The sequence below is a fragment of the Catenuloplanes nepalensis genome, from assembly GCF_030811575.1.
In the GTDB taxonomy this organism is placed as follows: Bacteria; Actinomycetota; Actinomycetes; order Mycobacteriales; family Micromonosporaceae; genus Catenuloplanes; species Catenuloplanes nepalensis.
On the sequence record NZ_JAUSRA010000001.1, the window covers coordinates 1,731,876 to 1,749,042 of the forward strand.

General features: G+C 69.8%; 15 protein-coding genes. 7 read left to right on the forward strand and 8 right to left on the reverse strand.

What is annotated here, in order from left to right; genetic code table 11:
* Positions 1 to 88: 88 nt before the first annotated feature.
* Together J2S43_RS07205 and J2S43_RS07210 are read right to left on the reverse strand one after the other, a co-directional pair.
* On the reverse strand, positions 89 to 1,261 hold the full coding sequence (locus tag J2S43_RS07205; RefSeq protein ID WP_306827827.1) for a hypothetical protein: 1,173 nt from the start codon (positions 1,259 to 1,261) through the stop codon (positions 89 to 91).
* A gap of 203 nt (positions 1,262 to 1,464) precedes the next feature.
* Positions 1,465 to 2,517, reverse strand: coding sequence for a PDDEXK family nuclease (locus J2S43_RS07210; protein WP_306827828.1), 1,053 nt, complete (start codon positions 2,515 to 2,517; stop codon positions 1,465 to 1,467).
* Positions 2,518 to 2,966: 449 nt separating this feature from the next.
* Between J2S43_RS07210 and J2S43_RS07215 the strand changes: the two genes are divergently transcribed.
* From J2S43_RS07215 to J2S43_RS07245, 7 genes are all read left to right on the forward strand, one after another.
* Complete coding sequence (locus J2S43_RS07215) at positions 2,967 to 3,413, forward strand: hypothetical protein (protein WP_306827829.1); 447 nt, start codon at positions 2,967 to 2,969, stop codon at positions 3,411 to 3,413.
* 490 nt (positions 3,414 to 3,903) lie between these two features.
* A complete protein-coding gene (locus J2S43_RS07220) occupies positions 3,904 to 4,188 on the forward strand; it encodes a hypothetical protein (RefSeq protein ID WP_306827830.1) in 285 nt (94 codons plus the stop codon).
* Entirely contained in the window at positions 4,185 to 5,528 is a 1,344-nt protein-coding gene (locus J2S43_RS07225) for a relaxase/mobilization nuclease domain-containing protein (protein ID WP_306827831.1), read from the forward strand. Before J2S43_RS07220 ends, J2S43_RS07225 begins: the two co-directional genes overlap by 4 nt.
* Positions 5,529 to 5,547: 19 nt before the next feature.
* Positions 5,548 to 6,474 (forward strand): hypothetical protein, encoded by a 927-nt coding sequence (locus J2S43_RS07230; RefSeq protein WP_306827832.1) that lies wholly within the window; start codon positions 5,548 to 5,550, stop codon positions 6,472 to 6,474.
* Positions 6,471 to 6,866 carry a DUF4913 domain-containing protein gene (locus J2S43_RS07235; protein WP_306827833.1) on the forward strand — a complete coding sequence of 132 codons (396 nt, stop codon included), beginning with the start codon at positions 6,471 to 6,473 and terminating at the stop codon, positions 6,864 to 6,866. Before J2S43_RS07230 ends, J2S43_RS07235 begins: the two co-directional genes overlap by 4 nt.
* Before the next feature lie 267 nt (positions 6,867 to 7,133).
* The gene (locus tag J2S43_RS07240; protein ID WP_306827834.1) at positions 7,134 to 7,487 is read left to right on the forward strand and encodes an effector-associated constant component EACC1; all 354 of its coding nucleotides are present in this window, start codon (positions 7,134 to 7,136) and stop codon (positions 7,485 to 7,487) included.
* Positions 7,484 to 8,623 (forward strand): caspase family protein, encoded by a 1,140-nt coding sequence (locus tag J2S43_RS07245; RefSeq protein ID WP_306827835.1) that lies wholly within the window; start codon positions 7,484 to 7,486, stop codon positions 8,621 to 8,623. Before J2S43_RS07240 ends, J2S43_RS07245 begins: the two co-directional genes overlap by 4 nt.
* Before the next feature lie 126 nt (positions 8,624 to 8,749).
* Here the strand turns inward: J2S43_RS07245 and J2S43_RS07250 are convergent, their stop codons facing one another.
* The 6 genes from J2S43_RS07250 to J2S43_RS07275 form a co-directional block, all read right to left on the reverse strand.
* Positions 8,750 to 10,573, reverse strand: coding sequence for a DNA primase (locus J2S43_RS07250; protein WP_306827836.1), 1,824 nt, complete (start codon positions 10,571 to 10,573; stop codon positions 8,750 to 8,752).
* Complete coding sequence (locus J2S43_RS07255; protein ID WP_306827837.1) at positions 10,570 to 12,420, reverse strand: type IV secretory system conjugative DNA transfer family protein; 1,851 nt, start codon at positions 12,418 to 12,420, stop codon at positions 10,570 to 10,572. The genes J2S43_RS07250 and J2S43_RS07255 overlap by 4 nt, the downstream gene beginning before the upstream one ends.
* Entirely contained in the window at positions 12,417 to 13,703 is a 1,287-nt protein-coding gene (locus J2S43_RS07260) for a putative type IV secretion/conjugal transfer ATPase (RefSeq protein ID WP_306827838.1), read from the reverse strand. Before J2S43_RS07260 ends, J2S43_RS07255 begins: the two co-directional genes overlap by 4 nt.
* A gap of 177 nt (positions 13,704 to 13,880) precedes the next feature.
* Entirely contained in the window at positions 13,881 to 14,645 is a 765-nt protein-coding gene (locus J2S43_RS07265) for a DUF8175 domain-containg protein (RefSeq protein WP_306827839.1), read from the reverse strand.
* 6 nt (positions 14,646 to 14,651) lie between these two features.
* Positions 14,652 to 14,957 (reverse strand): hypothetical protein, encoded by a 306-nt coding sequence (locus tag J2S43_RS07270; RefSeq protein ID WP_306827840.1) that lies wholly within the window; start codon positions 14,955 to 14,957, stop codon positions 14,652 to 14,654.
* A gap of 413 nt (positions 14,958 to 15,370) precedes the next feature.
* A complete protein-coding gene (locus J2S43_RS07275; protein ID WP_306827841.1) occupies positions 15,371 to 17,074 on the reverse strand; it encodes a DUF6119 family protein in 1,704 nt (567 codons plus the stop codon).
* Positions 17,075 to 17,167: the final 93 nt, after the last annotated feature.

A 17,167-nucleotide genomic window follows, 5' to 3' on the forward strand; every position in this document is an offset into this window, starting at 1 on the left:
ACGGTCGGGTCACTTGCGCGCACCGTTGTGTTGGAACGCTGAACGGCCCGTACCTGTCGCGCTCCCTCCTCCTGGTCCGGGCCGTTCCTCAACGCCGCCGCCGTGAAGCCGCCCGTCCCGGAGTCGCAGGCGCCTCTGCTGTGATGCGCCGCAAGACTTTCCTGCCGTAGTCGTTGGTGCCGAAGTGGCGGTCCAACGCCGCGCCGGTGACCTTCTCGCCCGCGGCGAGCTGCTTGCGGGCGAAGGCCTCCATCTGCGTGGCCAGGGCGACCGGGCTCGGCGGCCCGGCTGGCTCCACCGTCCGCTCGGCTGCGGGAGGGGTCTTCGCGGCTGGCGGAGGCGGATTCCAGACGAGCGCCAGCTGTTCCGCTGGCGCCCGGGAGGCCGAAGCCGCAGCCTTGTCGGGAGGCGAACCTTTCTCGGCTGGCTGCGGCGTAGGTGGCTCAGGCGCGATTCGGGGCACGGCTGGCGTGCCGGTGATGTCGACGCCCTTGCGGACCGCCTTCCGGGCCGCGCGCACCGATCCGAAGCGTTCCACGGCCGTGAACGCTGCACGCCATGCGGCTTCGGTCGTGGTATGCCCGTCGCGTAACGCGATCAGCCACGACAGGTACGTCATGCCGCTGAACCACATCCACCGTGCCGCCCCGAACCGCGGTCTGCTCGCCGGGAGCCGGCCTTCCGCGCGCATCGCCGTGCGGTGCCGGTAGGTCGACCACAGCTCCCACAGCGTCACACCGGTCACCGACATCAGGCCGTACGAGACGGCCTCCCCGGTCGGCGCGAAGCCCGGCCCGGCCGCATGCCAGTAGTTCATCAACGCCGCGCCGGTCGCGAACGCCCACGTCGCCGCCCGGAACAGCATCCCGCTGTCACCGGCCGCCCGTGACCGCCAGTCCAGCCGGGCGACGTAGGCCGTCGAGAGCTCGAAGCCCGCCGCGAACACCACCGCGCCGGCGAGCGGCCAGCCCATTACCTGCATGGCGAACTGGATCTGACCGACCCAGGCCACCGCCATCGGAAACAGGATCGGCAAGACGAACAGGGCTCGTTCCGCCAGCCGCGGCATCCGCCGCCATGCCGCCCGCCGGCGTGTCCGTCGCTGTTCGGCCCGTGCCCGCCGTTCCGTCATGCGCTCCAGGCGCTCGTGTCGTGCGGCGGCCCGCCGTTCCTGGCGGAGTGCGAGCGCCAGCCGTGATTCCCGGGCTCGTCGGTCCACGTCCGCGTCGGCGGTGATCCGCTGCTGCTCGGCCCGCGACACCCGCCGCAGAGTCCGGGTGTCGGGCAGTGGAGCGCTCGCGTCCGATGGGCCAGTGATCCGCGCGCGTGCAGCCATCGACTGATCTCCGACTTCGTGAGGCACCGCACCCTGTGGTCCGGTCATGCTCACGCACCTGGGTTAGCAGGTCGGCTCCGGCCGGCCGGTGACGAGGGCGCTGACCGGCGTGGGCCCGCACGAGCTGGTCAGTCGTCGGTGAGGGCCCGGTAGGCGTAGCCGTCGCCAGGCGCCAGCCCCAGGAGTCGGTCGAGAACCGGCCCGGTGTTCGTGCCCCACATTTTCGACAGCACCCAGGTCCGGTCGCCGTCGTGCAGCGGCGCCTCCGTGAACCATCGACCCACCCGCTTGTACGACCCGGGATAGGCGGCAACGAACGCAGCGTCAAGATCCTCGCCCGAGAGTGTGCCGTCCACCGGCAGGAATCTGGATTTTGGAATTACCGTCGCGAGGTCCGCGCCGGAGACACCGGCTTGATGCAGCGCGGTGACCAGGGCGAGGACAGCACGCCGCTTGCGGAGCGGTTCGGTGCGCCCGGCCGGGGTGATGATCTCGTACGGGGTCCAGTCGCGGGTGTCGGTGCTGACTGCCCGGACCTGCGTCTGCCGGCGCCGTAGCTGCACGGTGAGCCCGCTGGCCTCCGGAAGTGGAATGACCTGCTGGGCGTCCAGCAGCAAACGGTCATCGATCTTGTACGGGGTGAGGCGTACACATCGGATGTCGAGGCCGTAGACGTCGTTGAGCCACAGGACCGTGGTCGTGATCTCCCGGTCGAAACCGCTTGCGACGAGTACGACGCGGACCTCGCGGCTGAGGACCGTCTCCTCGCCGCCGGCGTCCTCCAGGAACTCGGCCAGCCGCGTCCGAGCGTCCTCGACGGCGTCGGGCTCGACCTTCGCCAGATACAGCTCGTAATGTTCGACCAGGTCCTCGAACGTCATGACCGACACCATCGCCGCGTACCGCAACGCCTGCAGTTCAAGGTGACCGCCATCGGTGGTCCGCTTCAACTCGATGACGACCAGATGCCCGGCCCGGTCGACACCGAGCAGGTCGACCCGCCGCCGGGCGTCCGCGAACGCCCCGAACTCCTCGGAGACGACCAGCACGTCATCGACGATCATGTCCAGCCGTGCCCGCAGCAGCCGCTGCAGGTCAGCGCGCTCCAGCACCTGCTCAGCGGCGAACGTGGTCGACGGGACCGGGACCAACTGATCAGACGTCATCTCGAACAACGGCATCCGTCCATCCTCGCTCACGTTCCGCCGGCAGAAGCGCGAAACGGCCGATGTGGACCTCACGATCGTCACCGTGCCCGGAGCGAGTCCCCGTGATCGTCGACCTCACGCCCGATCAGTCAGGTAGCTCTGCCGCCGGAGCACTGTTCCAGGGCGCGTCCACGTCGGTGGGGAGGATCCGGATCGGGTCGGTGGCCGATGCGAAGAACGCCAGAGCGCGCGGTTGCGTTGTCTGCCTGGTTGTCCTCTTGCCATCCGGCGGCGCCGGACACGACATGGTCCAGCGAATCCCCAGGACTCGATGACGAGGACAGGCTGTGTTCGTGGACGATGCGCTCGCGTTCCGGGTTGGAGGCGCGGCGCACTACCAGCCCGGAGTAGTTCATCTGCTTCTTGTCGTACCTCCGTGCTTCGATCTCGTCGTTGACGATTGCAGGGCGAGGGGAGTACGAGTGGGAGCGTCCGGTTGGAGTTACTACGTCGCGTACCAGCCTGACCTGGGCACGGCTCTTGACGAGCTGCAAATAAGGGTGTTCGAGGAAGGCGACTACTGGTGGGCCGAGCCGGCAGAGTGGGGTAAGTCCGCGAAGGATTTCCCGAACCGGCCGCGGACCGAGGAGGAGCTGTGGAGTTCCGAGTCGGTGCAGGAGTGCGGGACGCATTCGATCCTCGACATGCATGAGATCGTGCAGCCGGGCGAGAAGCCGGACTACGGCACGGTCGAGCCGGTCAGCGACGCAGAGGCGCTGCGGTGCGCCGGCGTCACCAGGCTGACCCGGGCGCACGTCGCGCAGATCGACGGCCTGGCGGCGCAGCGCTGGTTCGGCCGGTGCGCGGTGCTGCACGACGACGCCGGCAAGCCGTCCGAGATCTACTTCTGGGGGTTCTCCGGGGACTGAGAACCGGCGCATCAACAGATCACGGCACCGGACTTCCTCGTGCTGCAGGGGTGGTTACCCGCCACCTGCCAGTCGACCGCTCGTGCCGCATAGAGGCGGCCTGCAATGCGTTCCGGACGGCTCGCAAGATAGCCCGAACAGCCGCAAGGCTCGCGCAGGGCGCGACAAACAACAACAAGATCAAAATTGAGGAGACCGGACGGCCCGGGTACGGGAGCAAGCTATGCGTCCGGCTGCCGGATCTCGACCGGGCGCGGTCGAGACTGGTGGTTTCTGATCCCTTCGCCGGAAGGGCTGGCGGGGTGCGCTAACGCCCTCCGCAACGGTCGGGACTCAGGCTGCGCGCATGCCGAACGCCATGCCGCCTCCCGCTGACGACGACCGTGGCCGTGACCGCCGGCATCGGACGCCGGGCCGTGAGCATCGGTTGACGCCCCGTTTCAGTGCCGACGAGTTGGCCGTGATCCAGCGCGCTGCTGGGCAGGTCGGGATGACGGCCACCGGGTTCTGCGCCGAGGCGGCGCTTGCTCAAGCCCGTCAGGTGGAGACCGCGTCGTTGGATCCGCTGCGGGAGATCCTGGCCGACTTCCAGGCCGAGTTGTACGCCGCGCGGACCGCGGTCGGGCGGGTTGGGGCGAACCTCAATCAGGCGGTGGCCGCGTTCAACGCGACCGGTCAGGCGCCGGGTTGGCTGGTCACGGCTGCGGTGTTGTGTGAGCGGCGGATGGAGCGCATCGACGCGGTGATCGCGCTGGTCGACCGCCGCCTGCGGTGATCCCGAACATCGTCCGGGGCAAACGCATCGGTGGTCTGCTGCGCTATCTCTACGGTCCCGGCCGCCGGGAGGAGCACGTCGATCCGCGCTTGGTCGCCGCCTGGGACGGCGCCGGCCCGCTCGCCGCGCTTGAGCCTGCTGTCGGCCGGGATGGTCGACGTGACTTCCGTGCCCTGGCTGAGGTACTGGAGCAGCCGGTGCGTAGCGGCCGGAACCCGCCGGCGAAGCCGGTCTGGCACTGCTCGCTGCGCACCCATCCCTCGGACCGGCAGCTCAGCGACGCGCAGTGGGGCCGGATCGCCGCCGAGGCGATGGCGCAGATCGGTCTCGCCCCGCACCAGGATGTGGACGCGGTCCGGTGGGTCGCGGTTCGGCACGGTGCCGACCACATCCACATCGTGGCCACCCTGGTCCGGCAGGACCGCCGGACCGAATGGGCCCGCAACGACCGCTGGCGCGCCCAAGCCGCATGCCGCGACCTCGAAGAACGCTACGGACTCCACCAGGTCGGCGTCTCCGCGACGGCTCGGCGACACCCGACCGCACCGGAGCTGCACAAGGCCCGCAGGCTTCGCCGCACCGAGACCGACCGCGACGTACTCCGCCGCGAAGCCCGATGCGCCGCCGCAGCCGCTGCCGGCACCGACGAGTTCTTCGCGCTCCTGCGTGAGGCCGGCATCCTGACCCGCCCGCGGATGAGCAGCGTCCGGCCCCACGAGGTCACTGGCTACAGCATCGCCCTCAACAGAGCCCACCCGATCTGGTACGGCGGCGGCCGGCTCGCCACCGACCTCACCCTGCCCCGGCTGCGCGCCCGCTGGCACGACCTTCCGACCACACCACCGGCCGACCCGGGCAACCTCGTCGCACTGGCGGTACGCATGGCCGAAACGGCCGGGCTCGCGGACACCGGCGCGAGCGACCTGCTCTTCGTCGCCGCGCGACAGGCACCTGGCCGGGCCCGCCGCCGGATCCTGCTCCGCGCCGCAGACGCCCTCGACCGTGCCGCGCGGCCGCGACGAAGCCCTCCGGCCCGTACCCATGCAGATCTTCGGGGTGTGGCCCGGCTGCTGCAACTGACCGGACAGCTCGGCGATGACCGCAACTCAGCGACCGTCCTGCAGCTGCTCCTCGCGCTCGCCCGGCTCGCCGAAGCCCTCGCCGACCTCAAGGCCGCGGGCCGCCAGCTGCACCAGGCGCGTGAGGCCCGCGAGGCGGCCCGGCTGCTGCGCATGGCGGCGCACATACGCGGACCTGCGGGAACAACCCGGCCGCTAACCCCGGGGCGTAACCGTCGCCACGACCCGGCGGCCCCAGACGCGCCGGGACGCAGCACCTGACGCGGACGGGGAGGAACCGGTGGAGCACATCGGGCAGGACCAGCACCCGGACTTTCTCGCCGAGACCGGGCAACGCCTCGGTCAGAGCCTTGCCGTTCTCGCCACGCTCGGCGAAGCTGCTGCCCGGCTTGCCGCCGTCGAGATCCGGCGCCGGCAGTGGCGTGAGGCCCAGGACGAGCGCCGCGATGCCCGCCGCACCGGACGGCCCGGCCGGCCGCCGAGCCCGACCTCACCCGAGGCCGAACTCCAGCAGGCGAGGAAACGCGACCGGCGCCTCATCGGTAAAGCCCTCGACGATGCCTGGCTCGGCCGCGCCGACCTGCTCGACCTCGCCACTGTCTGGCGCGCCGCCCGGCTCCGCGAGACCCAGTTCCGCGAGGCGCGCGCCGCCGCGGAGCAGGTCGAGGACCGGCTCCGCGATTTCTACCCCGGACCCATGCGACGGTACGACGACGCGGTCCGCGCTGGCGTCGGTCGAGCACAGGCAATGCGCGCCGCCGTCGAGGAGATGGCCCGGACCCCGGTCATGCGCGCCCATGGCGGGCGGCGCTCCGCTGCGATCAACCCCGGCACCGGAGTGATGATCAGCCCGGATGACCTCGACACGGCGATTCGCCAGGAGCGAGGCCGCTTGGCCGATGGCCTCGACCGCCAGTGCATCGCGGACCTCCGGCGGCACGGCGCCGCAGGACATGCCGCCGCCGATCACCTGGAGCAGATGCTGGCAGCCCACCTCGCCGCTACTACGACCCCGCCCACGCCCGGCGGGGGATCGCAGACTGCAGGATCGAGTTCCCCCGGTCGCATACCGCCGCAGACGGCCTTCACCTGGTATCCCGAAGGGACGCGCGGCGACGGAGTCCTACCCGCTCACGTCGCAGGTCTCCGCCCTGCAAACGCCTCCCCGATCGTGCCCTTTCGCGCCGAGGCAAGGCGATCCCGGTGACTGATCCGTCAGCCGAGCGGCCGGAATCCGAGAGTGAGCCGGGCGCACCTCTGTATGCCGACGTCGAAGGCTGGGTGGCCGGGTACTTCGCGCCGATGTTCCTCCACCGCGTCGTCGGCAACACCCGCGCGAAGTGGTGCCCGCGCTGGTGGGACCACGCCGAGGCAATCGCCCGCCTCACCCTGCTCTGGAACACGTGGGAAGCCGCCCGCTGGGAACCCGCCGCCAAGCCCGGATGGTGGCTCGACCTCGACCACCACCTGCCCATCCTGCTCAGCCCCGACGGCCCGTTCCGCACCTGCCGCCAACACGACGACCACCGCCTCGGACGACATGACCCGGCCGGGAGCCCTTCCACCGATCCGACACCGGAGAACTGGTGGAACGCATGACCCTCGCGGACGAGGTTTCGATCCACGGCTCCTGTCCCGGCGGAGGCAGGTGTGTGAGATTGGGGTCCGGGTCAGCGGATGCCGACGAGCGCTTTCGAGTCGCGAAAGTAGCTGACGCGCGGGCGACCGCCGGTGCATTTCGTCTGTAAGCACATCGGACAGTGCACGAGGGGCGACCAGACGGTTTCGTCGACGACGAAACGTGGTCATGAAGCCGGCACCATCGGAGTATGGCGATCTTGCAGGTGGAGCGAGGAGCATCACCGCGTGCACGCGACGATCACGCTTGACGATGACCGAATCCAGGATCTCCCCTCGCTCTACGCCTGGCTCCAACAGGACGACGAGTTCCGTGGCCGGGTCACGGCAGTTGCCGGGAAGCTTCGACCAGGGGACATGGGCGGGGCCACGGAGACGCTCATGGTCGCGCTGGGCGCCGGAGGCGCCGTAACCGCCCTCATTTCCGCGGTCGGCGGCTGGCTCACGGCGCGGCGGACAAAACTCAGCATCGAGATCAACGACGGTGACCGCAGCCGGCGCGTCGAGATCGACTCGGCCAACGCCGGAGCGGCAGCGAAACTGCTGCGGGAGGTATTCGAGGCGACGGGCGACCCGTCGTGACCACGCGCCTGCCGGATCGACACCGATCCAGCGCTCTGCTGGTGGGAACGGCCCAGTTCGCCAGCGACGCGGTCACCGACCTGCCGTCCGTGGCCAACAACGTCGCGGTCTTAGCCGAGGCGCTCACCGATCCCTCCACCGGGATCGTGGATCCTGATCGCTGCCGCCAGCTGATCAATCCGCGGGCCCAGGACGAGTTCGGCGCCGCCCTCGACGAAGCGGTAAGTACCGCCGGCGACACCCTGATCGTCTACTACGCCGGGCACGGTCTGCTCACTCCACGCGGTGCACTCCACCTCGCCGTAGCCAACACCGATCCGGCCCGTGTCGCGTATACGGCAGTGCCGATCGAGTGGATCCGCCTCGCTTTGGCGGACAGCCCGGCGAAGAATCGGATCCTGATCCTCGACTGCTGCTTCTCCGGGCACGCGGCATCCGCGATGACCTCCGTTCCCTCGGCGGTGACTGCCGCGATCGACATCAGCGGCACCTTCACCGTCACCTCCTCCCCGGCGACGTCGACGTCGATCGCGCCGCCCGGTGACCGTTTCACCGCCTTCACCGGTGAGCTGCTCAGGGTGCTGCGCGACGGCATTCCGGGCGCCGGGGACCTGCTCTCGATGCGCGACATCTATACGGCGCTCGTCCGCGGGCTGCACACGCGCGGCATGCCGCGTCCACAACACCTCGGCACCGGGCTCTCCGGCCACATCGCGCTTGGCCCGAACCCGGCTCGTGAATCCCAGAAGCCTGCAGCTGCCCAGAAAAGAGCACCTTCAGAGCCGCCGACTGTCCGCATGGAGAAGGACGACGCGCCGGAGGCGAACCACCAGGCGCTGGAAAAGCGATTCCACGACGCCCTCGTTGCGGGCTACCGGGCCATGAAACGCGAGCTCAACTACAACGCGACCATCTACATCCGCATGATCTCCACGTCGGGTGGACTCGGCGCCGCCCGTCAGCTTATTCACGCGACCTCGGTGTCCAGCGGTTTCACCACGCTCTGGGAGAAGGGCCGCCTCGACCTCACCGTGGAAGCATTCGTGCTTCAGGAACCCTGGTCGGTTCTGTTCACCGATGAGGAGCTGCGGATCGCCCGCGATCGACTTGCCGAGTACGGCTACCACCCGAATTGACTGGAAGCCTTTGATCATTCATATGGCGGTGGATCTTGTTTTGATTACGACCGCCCAGCTGACCTGGTCCGGGTGGACTTCTCCACGACCTGACCAGGAGACACCGGCAACGCAGTGCTGCTCGCGCTATCGATGTTGCGTCGCTGCTGGGTTGAGTCCGTGTCCGTCTGCCGTACGCCGATGCGGTACCGCGGGGAGTGCCGGAGCCGGACCCCTGCTGGTCGTAGCATTCCTTCCCTGCGCGGCGACCTGCGGGGCGGTTGCCCTGATCCGAACAACGACCATGTTCGCCGACGGCGCAGCTCGTTGCAGCTCTTCGAGTGCGAGGTCTGGTGGCCGTCCCTCGACCAGTTCACGGATCGAAGCGGCAGGCAGATGCACGCACCCGTGCCCGGAGATAGCGATCTGAGTGTACGGCCGGTCGATGTAGTTGACTCTGATGCTGCCGCTGCGGACCGTAGCTGTCGGGTCCGCGGTCGGGTGGCCGGTGAGTGTGGTGAACGAGCGGGTGGTGGCGCCGTAGGCCGTGATCTTGCCGGCCCAGGCGACGGTGAGCCGCCTTGTTGACGTTGCGGAGGCGCTGGTGAGGACCGCGATCATGGCGTCGCCTTGCTCGATGCCAGGGCGAGAGAAGCGGGCGTTGACGGCGGTACGGGCGAGTTCGATGGCATTGCGCGCGCCGATGCTGGGTGCGGTCCGGGCGGCGATGTCGGCGGCGAGGTGTGCGGCCACTCGGTCGGCGGGTGCGTCGGTGAGGCCTTCCGTGAGTACCCAGGCGGTGATGCCGGTCGACGGGTCGTGATGCACGCGCACCGCTGCCGACCTGTCCGGCGGACAGTGGTAGGCGTACTCAACTCCAGGTAGCCGGGCGTCGGGAAGCCGGGTTAGACCGACCGCGAACGTCTCACGCTGGCGGGCGGCCGGCTGGGGCGGTGGTTCCTCCGGAGTGGGGTAGACGGCTTCGAGCACGGTGAGTGGATCGAGGCGGAGCCGTTCTGCGAGATCGGCGCAGAGAGCGCTGGCGTGCGCGGTATCGCGTGCCGCGGTGTCGGCGACGAGCGGCGCGACGTGGCGCAGCGCGGCGATCTGGCCGGGCACCTCGTCGAGCCGATGACGGGTGAGGCGCTGCGAGATCAGCAGATCGGCGAGCGGTTGCCGGTGATGTTCGAGAAAGTGCTCGGCGGCGTCGCGGCCGCGGACGACGAGTTCCGCCGGGTCCGTCGCGGCGGGCAGCGCTACGGCTTCAAGTGGGCCGGGCCAGTCGCGGAGGAGTTCGTAGGCGCGGTCGGTGGCGGTGCGCCCTGCGTAGTCGGCGTCGAGCGCCAGGACCAGCGGCGTACCGGCAGGAACCGCCTCGCGGAGCGCGGCGACCTGCTCTGCGGTCAGGGCAGTACCGCAGGGCGCGACTGCCGCGCACGGCCCGGTGCTCGTGCCGAGTCGTGCCAGGGCGACGACGTCAGCGGGTCCTTCGACGACGAAGACGGCCGCGGGTGGCAGGTCGCGGGCGGTGAGTTCGGCGAGGCCGTACAGGTGGTCGCGTTTGCGGTAGATCGGGGTGGTGACGGTGTTGCGGTACTTGGGTGCGCCGGGCCAGTCGGAGACGTCGCGGCCGGTGAACGCGATGACCGCGCCGTCGTCGGTGCGGCGGATGGGGAACATGACGCGTTCGCGGAAGATGTCGATGACGTTCCCGGTGCGGGCCGTGGTGACGAGGCCGGCAGCCAGGAGCTCGGCGTCGGTGTAGCCGCGCTCGTGGAGGTGGTCGCGGAGCGCGGTCCAGCCGCCTGGTGCGTAGCCGAGTGTCCACGGTGCCCGATGGGCGGTGGCGGCGATGATGTCGCGGCTGTTGAGGTAGCGCAGGGCTGGCAGTGCTCCCGGCAGTTGTCGACCGTAGAAGCCGGCGGCCTCCTCATGCGCGGCGATGAGTCGGCCAGGCGGAGGTACGCTCATCGATCCTCCTCAGGCATTTCACTCGCGGGCAGATGCGGGTGGGCCGCGGCGAGCAGGTTCTGCATCCGCTCCCGGTCTGCGGCGTCGGAGATGGCGTCGATGGCTGCTGCGGTGTCGGCGGTGAGTTCTGCGGCGTGCGGGCCTTGGAACCAGGGGTGGAGTGTGAGGAGCGCGGGTCGGGTGCCGGTGGCGAGGAGGATAGCGGTCCCGCGCCGGATCGCGCGGATGTCCTCCGGGCCGAGGATCCGCTGGCGTCGTACCGATATCTGCCGTGAGGTGTGTCCGGTGGCGTCGCGGGTGAGGGAGAGGGTGGCGACGTCGTGTTCGCCGATGAGGGTGGACATGTCGGCGGCGAAGCGCGGATCGTCGGCGCCGGCACCGACAAGTTTGATCGTGGCGGCGCCCCAGAGGGTGCCCATGCCGCGTTCGCCCCAGACGGTGGCGCCTTGGTGGTAGGTCTGCAGGATCGTGACCAGGTCGATGCCGCGCCCGCCGAAGTGCGAATACAGCTGCGGTAGGTCGGCGAGCGGGCAGATGTTCGCGGCCTCATCCAGCATGCACAGCATCGGCGGATCAAGGCGCCCGCCGAGACCTTCGGCCCGGCGGACGGCGTACCGCATGATCTGGTCGGTGAGCGCGGCGACGAGCGGCCCGGACGACCCGGCCCCGTCCTTGGACAGCAGGAAGATCGTGTCCGTGGAGACCGGGAACGCGTCCGGGTCGAACTGTGGCAGCAGCAGGTCCGGGACGTTGACCCAGGCCATGACGCGCGGGTCTTGCAGGCATTTCGCGGCGGTACGCGCCGTCTCGTAGATGCCGTCGCGGGTCTCGGCCGCGCCGTTCTGCCGGCCACGCAGCGCTCGGGCGGTCTGCGGGTAGCCGTGGCCGAACAGCAGCCCCACCGGCTCGTCGTCGGTGGCGTCCGCGAGCCAGGTCTGGACGTCGTTCATGCCCGCGTCGGAGATCGCGGCGGCGAGGATGAGGCTGGCGAGGAGGTCTTCGGCGGCGAGGAGCCAGAAGTCCTCGCCGCGGTCGCGGCGCATCGGCTGGATGAAGTGCGACGCCATCCGGGCCGCGTCCTCGACCGTGCCGATCGCGGCGAGCGGATTCCACCACCAGGTCTGGCCTGTGCGGGTGATGGCCTGCGGGTCGAACAGCCACACCGTGCCGGCCCGTGCCCGGCGCCGGTGGGTGGTGGCCCACACGTCGGCCCGGTTGGACGTGGCCAGGACGGCGCCAGGAGCATCAAGAATTTGCGGTACGGCGATCGCGGTGGTCTTCATCGCCCGCGGACCCATCACGGCCAGGATCCCGTCCTCCCACGACGCGCGCAGGAACGGGCCACGCCGTCCGCGGGGGAGTTGGAGCGTGCCGAGCGGCAGCCCGATATCGGCCGGACGCAACGGCCGGTCGGCCAGCCCGTGACGCAGCGTCCGCGCGCGTGTCTCCGCGCCGGCCGGTGCGAGCCCGGCCACCTCACCAGCGCGAGCGAGTGAGGGGAGTGGATCGTCGGCGTGGCCGCGGCGGGCCTGCCAGCACAGCCAGCCGCCCACCGCCGGCGCGAGCACGCCTACCACGAGGATTGCGAAGAGCACTGCTACCGCAAGCCGGTTGACGCCCGGATAGGCGGTATCCCAGCTGCCGTGCAGGACGGCGACGATGAACTGCTGACCGAACGCCGGTCCGGCCGTACGTCCGGTAATCCACGCGGTTAGCTGCCCGGCGGCCCACGCGAGCCAGGCCAGCCCGATCGCGGCCCAGAAAGCGCCGAGGATGACGAACGGCGTGAGCGGCATGGTTCCGGCGGTGGAGCGCGGGGTGACCGGGCGGGGGCCAAAGCCGCTCACGGCCGTACCGCCGTGTCGGTGTCAAAGAGGTCCGGCTCGTCGCCGACGAGCCGCATCCCGACCGGCAGACCCGGCCCTTCACCGGTCTTGATCAGGTAGCGGCCGCGGCCGGGGTGGGACCGGCCGGGAATCAGCGCCTCAGGTGCGGCCCAGGACGAGACCAGCGCCCGTTCCGCCGCCGACAACCGCACCACCGTGCTGATCCGGTCGAGTTCGCGGCCCGGGAGCGCCGCCAGGATCTTGATCGCGGCGCGTTCGAAGAAGCCACGGGCCTTGGCCCGGTCCTCGTCGGTGGGTAGCGCGTCGAGGTCGTCTAGACTGTGGGTGATCATGAGGGTGCCCATGCCGAGCGGCCGCGACAGCCGGGTCAACGCATCCGCGTGATCGACGAGGCCGGGTGCGCCGCGCAGTGCCCGCCACAACTCGTCCATCACGCCGAAGAACTGCCGGCGTGGTGCGAGATCGTGGGCGGCGAGCGCGGCCGATGCGTCCACGACGGCGAACGTGTATGCCCAGGTGCACAGCATCGCGATCGCGACGAGCTGGTCCCCGGCCGCGGCGGTCTGGGAGATGTCCACGCTGACCGCGGGCGCGTCGAGGTCGATCGGTGTGCTGGTCGGCCCGTCCAGCACACCGCGCAGCGACCCGTCGCACAACAGCGTCAGCGTCGCCACCAGATCTGCGGCCTGCTCGTCATGGCTGACACTGAGGCGTACCTCGTCGGGTCCTTCGCGGAGCACGGTGAGGACGTCCGGGATGGTCGGCTGCCGGTCCAGGCGTGCGTCGAGCAGGTCGACGGCCCTGCCGAGCAGGTCGACGGCCCTGCCGAGCAGGTCGACGGCCCTGCCGAGCAGCACCTCCTCGGCGTTGCTGATCCGGCCGCCACGCACGAGCGTGCCGAGCGCGAGCAGCAGCGCCAGCCGTCGGCCGCGGACTTCCAGCCGTAGCCGTTCCGCTTCCCGCTGCGGCAACCGGGCCAGCGCGGCACCGAGCGGGCCGGAGTCGAGCGGGTTGATTCGGTCCAGGCCGCGGCCGACCCGGATCACCTGCCCGCCGAGCCGGTGGACGAGCCGGGTGTAGTCCGGTTTCGTGTCGCCGAGGATCAGTACCCGCGTGCCGAACCCGGCCATCCCGGTGATCAGGCGTTTCGCGAGGGCGCTCTTGCCAGCGCCGGGCTGGCCCAGCAGGAACATGCCCGGATTTGTCACCAACCCCGCCCGCAACCACTCCAGCGGGTCCAGGCAGCAGGTCTCGCCCCACAGCAGGTGCCGGCCGATCGGCACCCCGACCGGATGCGCCCTCCGGGAACAGTTTCAGCGACGGGACCAGCACCCACCAGCTCGCCGACAGATCGATCAGGAACTGCTCCGCCGTGACGATCATCCGCGCCACCGGGGCGAACAGCCCGCCACCTGCGGCCAGCATCAGACACGCGGTGTCCCACGGGGCGCACATGCTGATCACCGCTCCGCCGGGAACCACAGGAACCCGGACGTGTCCGCGGCAACCCGGGCGTCATCGCCCCACAGACCGTCGCGCGGGGCCACAACCCGCCAGTCACCGCCGAGCCAGCGGGTCTGGACCCGCAGCTCGATCAGCGTGGGCTGCCACGTCCCCGGGCCCTCGATCAACAGCCACACCTCGGCGTCAAGGCCCGACAGAGTCACCCGGTATCCGCGAGCCACCGCGTAGAGCTGGCCCGCCGGCGCCCCGTACGCGACCCCGAGACGAGCGCGCGCCTGGTCGTATTCCTCGGCAAGGTTCCGTGCCAGCGCCACAGCGTGATCACCGACCACCTGGTCCCGCAAAGTCTGCTCGAACACCAACGGGCCGACCTGCGGCGACAACCGCAGACTCACATGTGCCGCGGCCAGCACCGCACCCAGCTCCGAGAACTCGAAGCCGTGCGCCACACCCGCCGACGTGTCCCGCGGGCCGGCTGATCGGGACACCGGGAGCCGAGCACCCGCCACCGACATCCAGCTCAGATCACTCGCGTCCGACGGCGCCGCCTCGCCCTCTGGCGGGACGACCGCGGTACCGGTGGAACCGGGAATCGAGACGGCCATCCCGGATGCGGTCGGGTGCGTCCCGACCTCATCGCGCTGTTCGTGAAATCCCAGCAGCCCGGCAACTGTCGCGACGATCGCCACTACGAAGGCCGCTCCCGATGCTGCCACCGTCGCGGTACGCCGGCGCGCCTGCATCCCGATCTCGTCCCGCATGGCCGGCTACCTGACCACCACGCCGACAACGGTCGCCCCGACCGCCGCCAACGTCAGCCCACCGAGCACCCATGGAATCCCGGCCGCACCATCGACTGCGGTCGCCGACCGGTTCCGGCGGCCAAGGATCATCATCCCGCCGCAGATGAACATCCCCAGGACGCCAGCTACGACCAGCACCCACTTACCCCAGCCGAGGAACGTCTCCGCTACCGGCGCCAATCCCGGAATCGGCACCGGCGTCGGATCCGGCACCAACGGCGTCGGCGCAACAGCCGCCTCCAACACAGCTACAGCCCAACCCACCAACATCAGCCACCTCCACGCTCAACCACCCGGCACAGAAGCACAGGCGGATCAGCGGGAGACTTCATCGGCAGCGTTAGCGGCTTGGTATCCGGGAGTGCCGACAACCTCACCCGCTGACGCGCGAGTCGTGCAGGATCTCGTGTGCGGCGCGCTCGACCTCGACGGCCTCGGGGCGCGACTTCACCGTCCGGTATTCGACGGTGAAGTGAAGAGGACACCGGTCGGCCGAAGCTTCCTGGTGCGGTCGTCCGGCAGGTGACTCGTAAGGCCGACCCTGATCATCCCGGGCATCGCCGGATTCGACAGGACATAGACGAAACCCGCCATGTATCCCACGGCGGCAAACACTACCGCCGTGGTCGGACATTTCGGCCCGGCGTCTGTGGGACCGCCGGGCCTGCCTGCTGGCGTGTCGCCTATCCGATGGTGATGACCTCTACGTCGATGTTGGCAGCGCGCAGCTGCCGCACGGCCCGATACATCGCGACCTGGGCGAACGTGAACAGCGTTCTTGAGGTCACGCGGGCGCCGGACTTCAATGCGATCGCGTAGACGACCTTGGCCGGAGCGAAGTCGTGCGGCACCGCGCGCTTTCCGGCGGACACCGAGTGGACCCGCGCCGCGAATCGCTCGCGCGCGAGCGGCTCCTGCCGCAGCGCCTCGGCCGAGACGATGCCCTGGGCGAACAGATGGCTGAGCAGCGATGAGCGGTCGGCGCGCTTGACGTGGATCAGCTCGTCGTTCGGCCCGAGCAGGTCACACGCTTCGATCCCCTGCCCGCGGCGGTGCAGTCCAGACTTGACGAACTGCTGGTCCAGGCAGAGGTAGCCCGGCTGACCGGCGGCGGCCTTGTTGTAGGCGGCCTCGGTCGTGATCGAGGCATCCCAGACCGGAAGCGACACCGTGGACGGCGCGGTCAAGATCGTGTCGATCTCGGTGCGGAGGAAGTCGAGGTAGCGCTCGCCGATCTCATACCACTGCCCTTCCAGATACACCATCCGCGCCGCACCGTCCGGGATCTCGGCGGCGAGCCACCTGTGCGCGGGGGCCTCGACGGGCTCGGTCAGCCCGTCGACCTCCATGCCGATCATTCCGGTCTTGAGCGCGTTCAGACGCTTGCCATCACCCCGGTAGCGGACGGTCCGCAGCACGTCGGACAGCTCGAGGTCGTCGATGCTGACCGGACGGGATCCGGGGACGGCGATGCGGAAGGCGTTCGCCGAGGCGGCGTACTCGGCCTGGCTGGACGGCAGCGACAGCCCGATGCTCGCCGGGTCGTCCTGGCCGAGCAGGTCGTCGAGCATACGGTCCAGCCGCGCGGTGCGATGGCCGGGCTTCACCGGCTGCACCTGCGCGATGAACTCCAGCTCGGGGGCGGGGGAGGAGGTCGCGCAGATCCGCGAGATCTCCCGCAGATCGGTGAGCAGCCCGAGCGCGTCGGTGCTCAGCGGCACCTGCAGCGAGGTGCCGCCGGTGATGGTCGGCAGACGGCGGGACAGACGGGTCGCGGACAGCGCAGCGTCGCCGGCGAGTGCGCCCTTTATCTGGCCGACGATCTCACCCCAGGTCTCGACCGAGAACGCACGGATCGACTGGCCGCCGAGCACCGAGTTGTGGTCGACCCGGCCGTTCGCGTCGAAGACCCGCCGCTGGAGGGCCTTGACCGCGCCGGGGTCGATGCTGCGGATGGCGAAGTCGATCCCGAAGCCGGGCTCGACGAGGCCCGCCTGGAAGAGGTGCCGTCCGATCTGGCCGTAAGCGAGCCCGTACACGATGTCGTCGACGGCGAGCAGGATCGCGCTGCCCGCGGTGCTGTAGCCGATCGCGACGTCGACGCCGGTGAGCCCGCCGACGATGTCGCACCACTCGGCCGTCGCGCGCGGCACGACGCCGTGCACCAGCAGCGCGGGAACTCCCGCGATCGAGACGTCCTCGACGGTGAAGTCCTTCTCGGCAAGGTAGTCCATGTTCAGTGCGCGCAGCAGGCCGTCACGGTTCGCGGGCGTGTCCAGGCGATAGACGGTGGTGCGGTGCACGTCCATCGCCCGGTCCGTCGTGGTCGGCTTCTGCTGCCGTGGCACGAACGGCAGCGCCAGCTGCATGCACGAAGTGTTGTCCACCGGGTCTCCTTCGTCGTGGTGATGTGAACACAGTACACACCAGATTCAGTTCACACGAACTAGTTTAGATATTCCTTAAAGACGATCATGTGT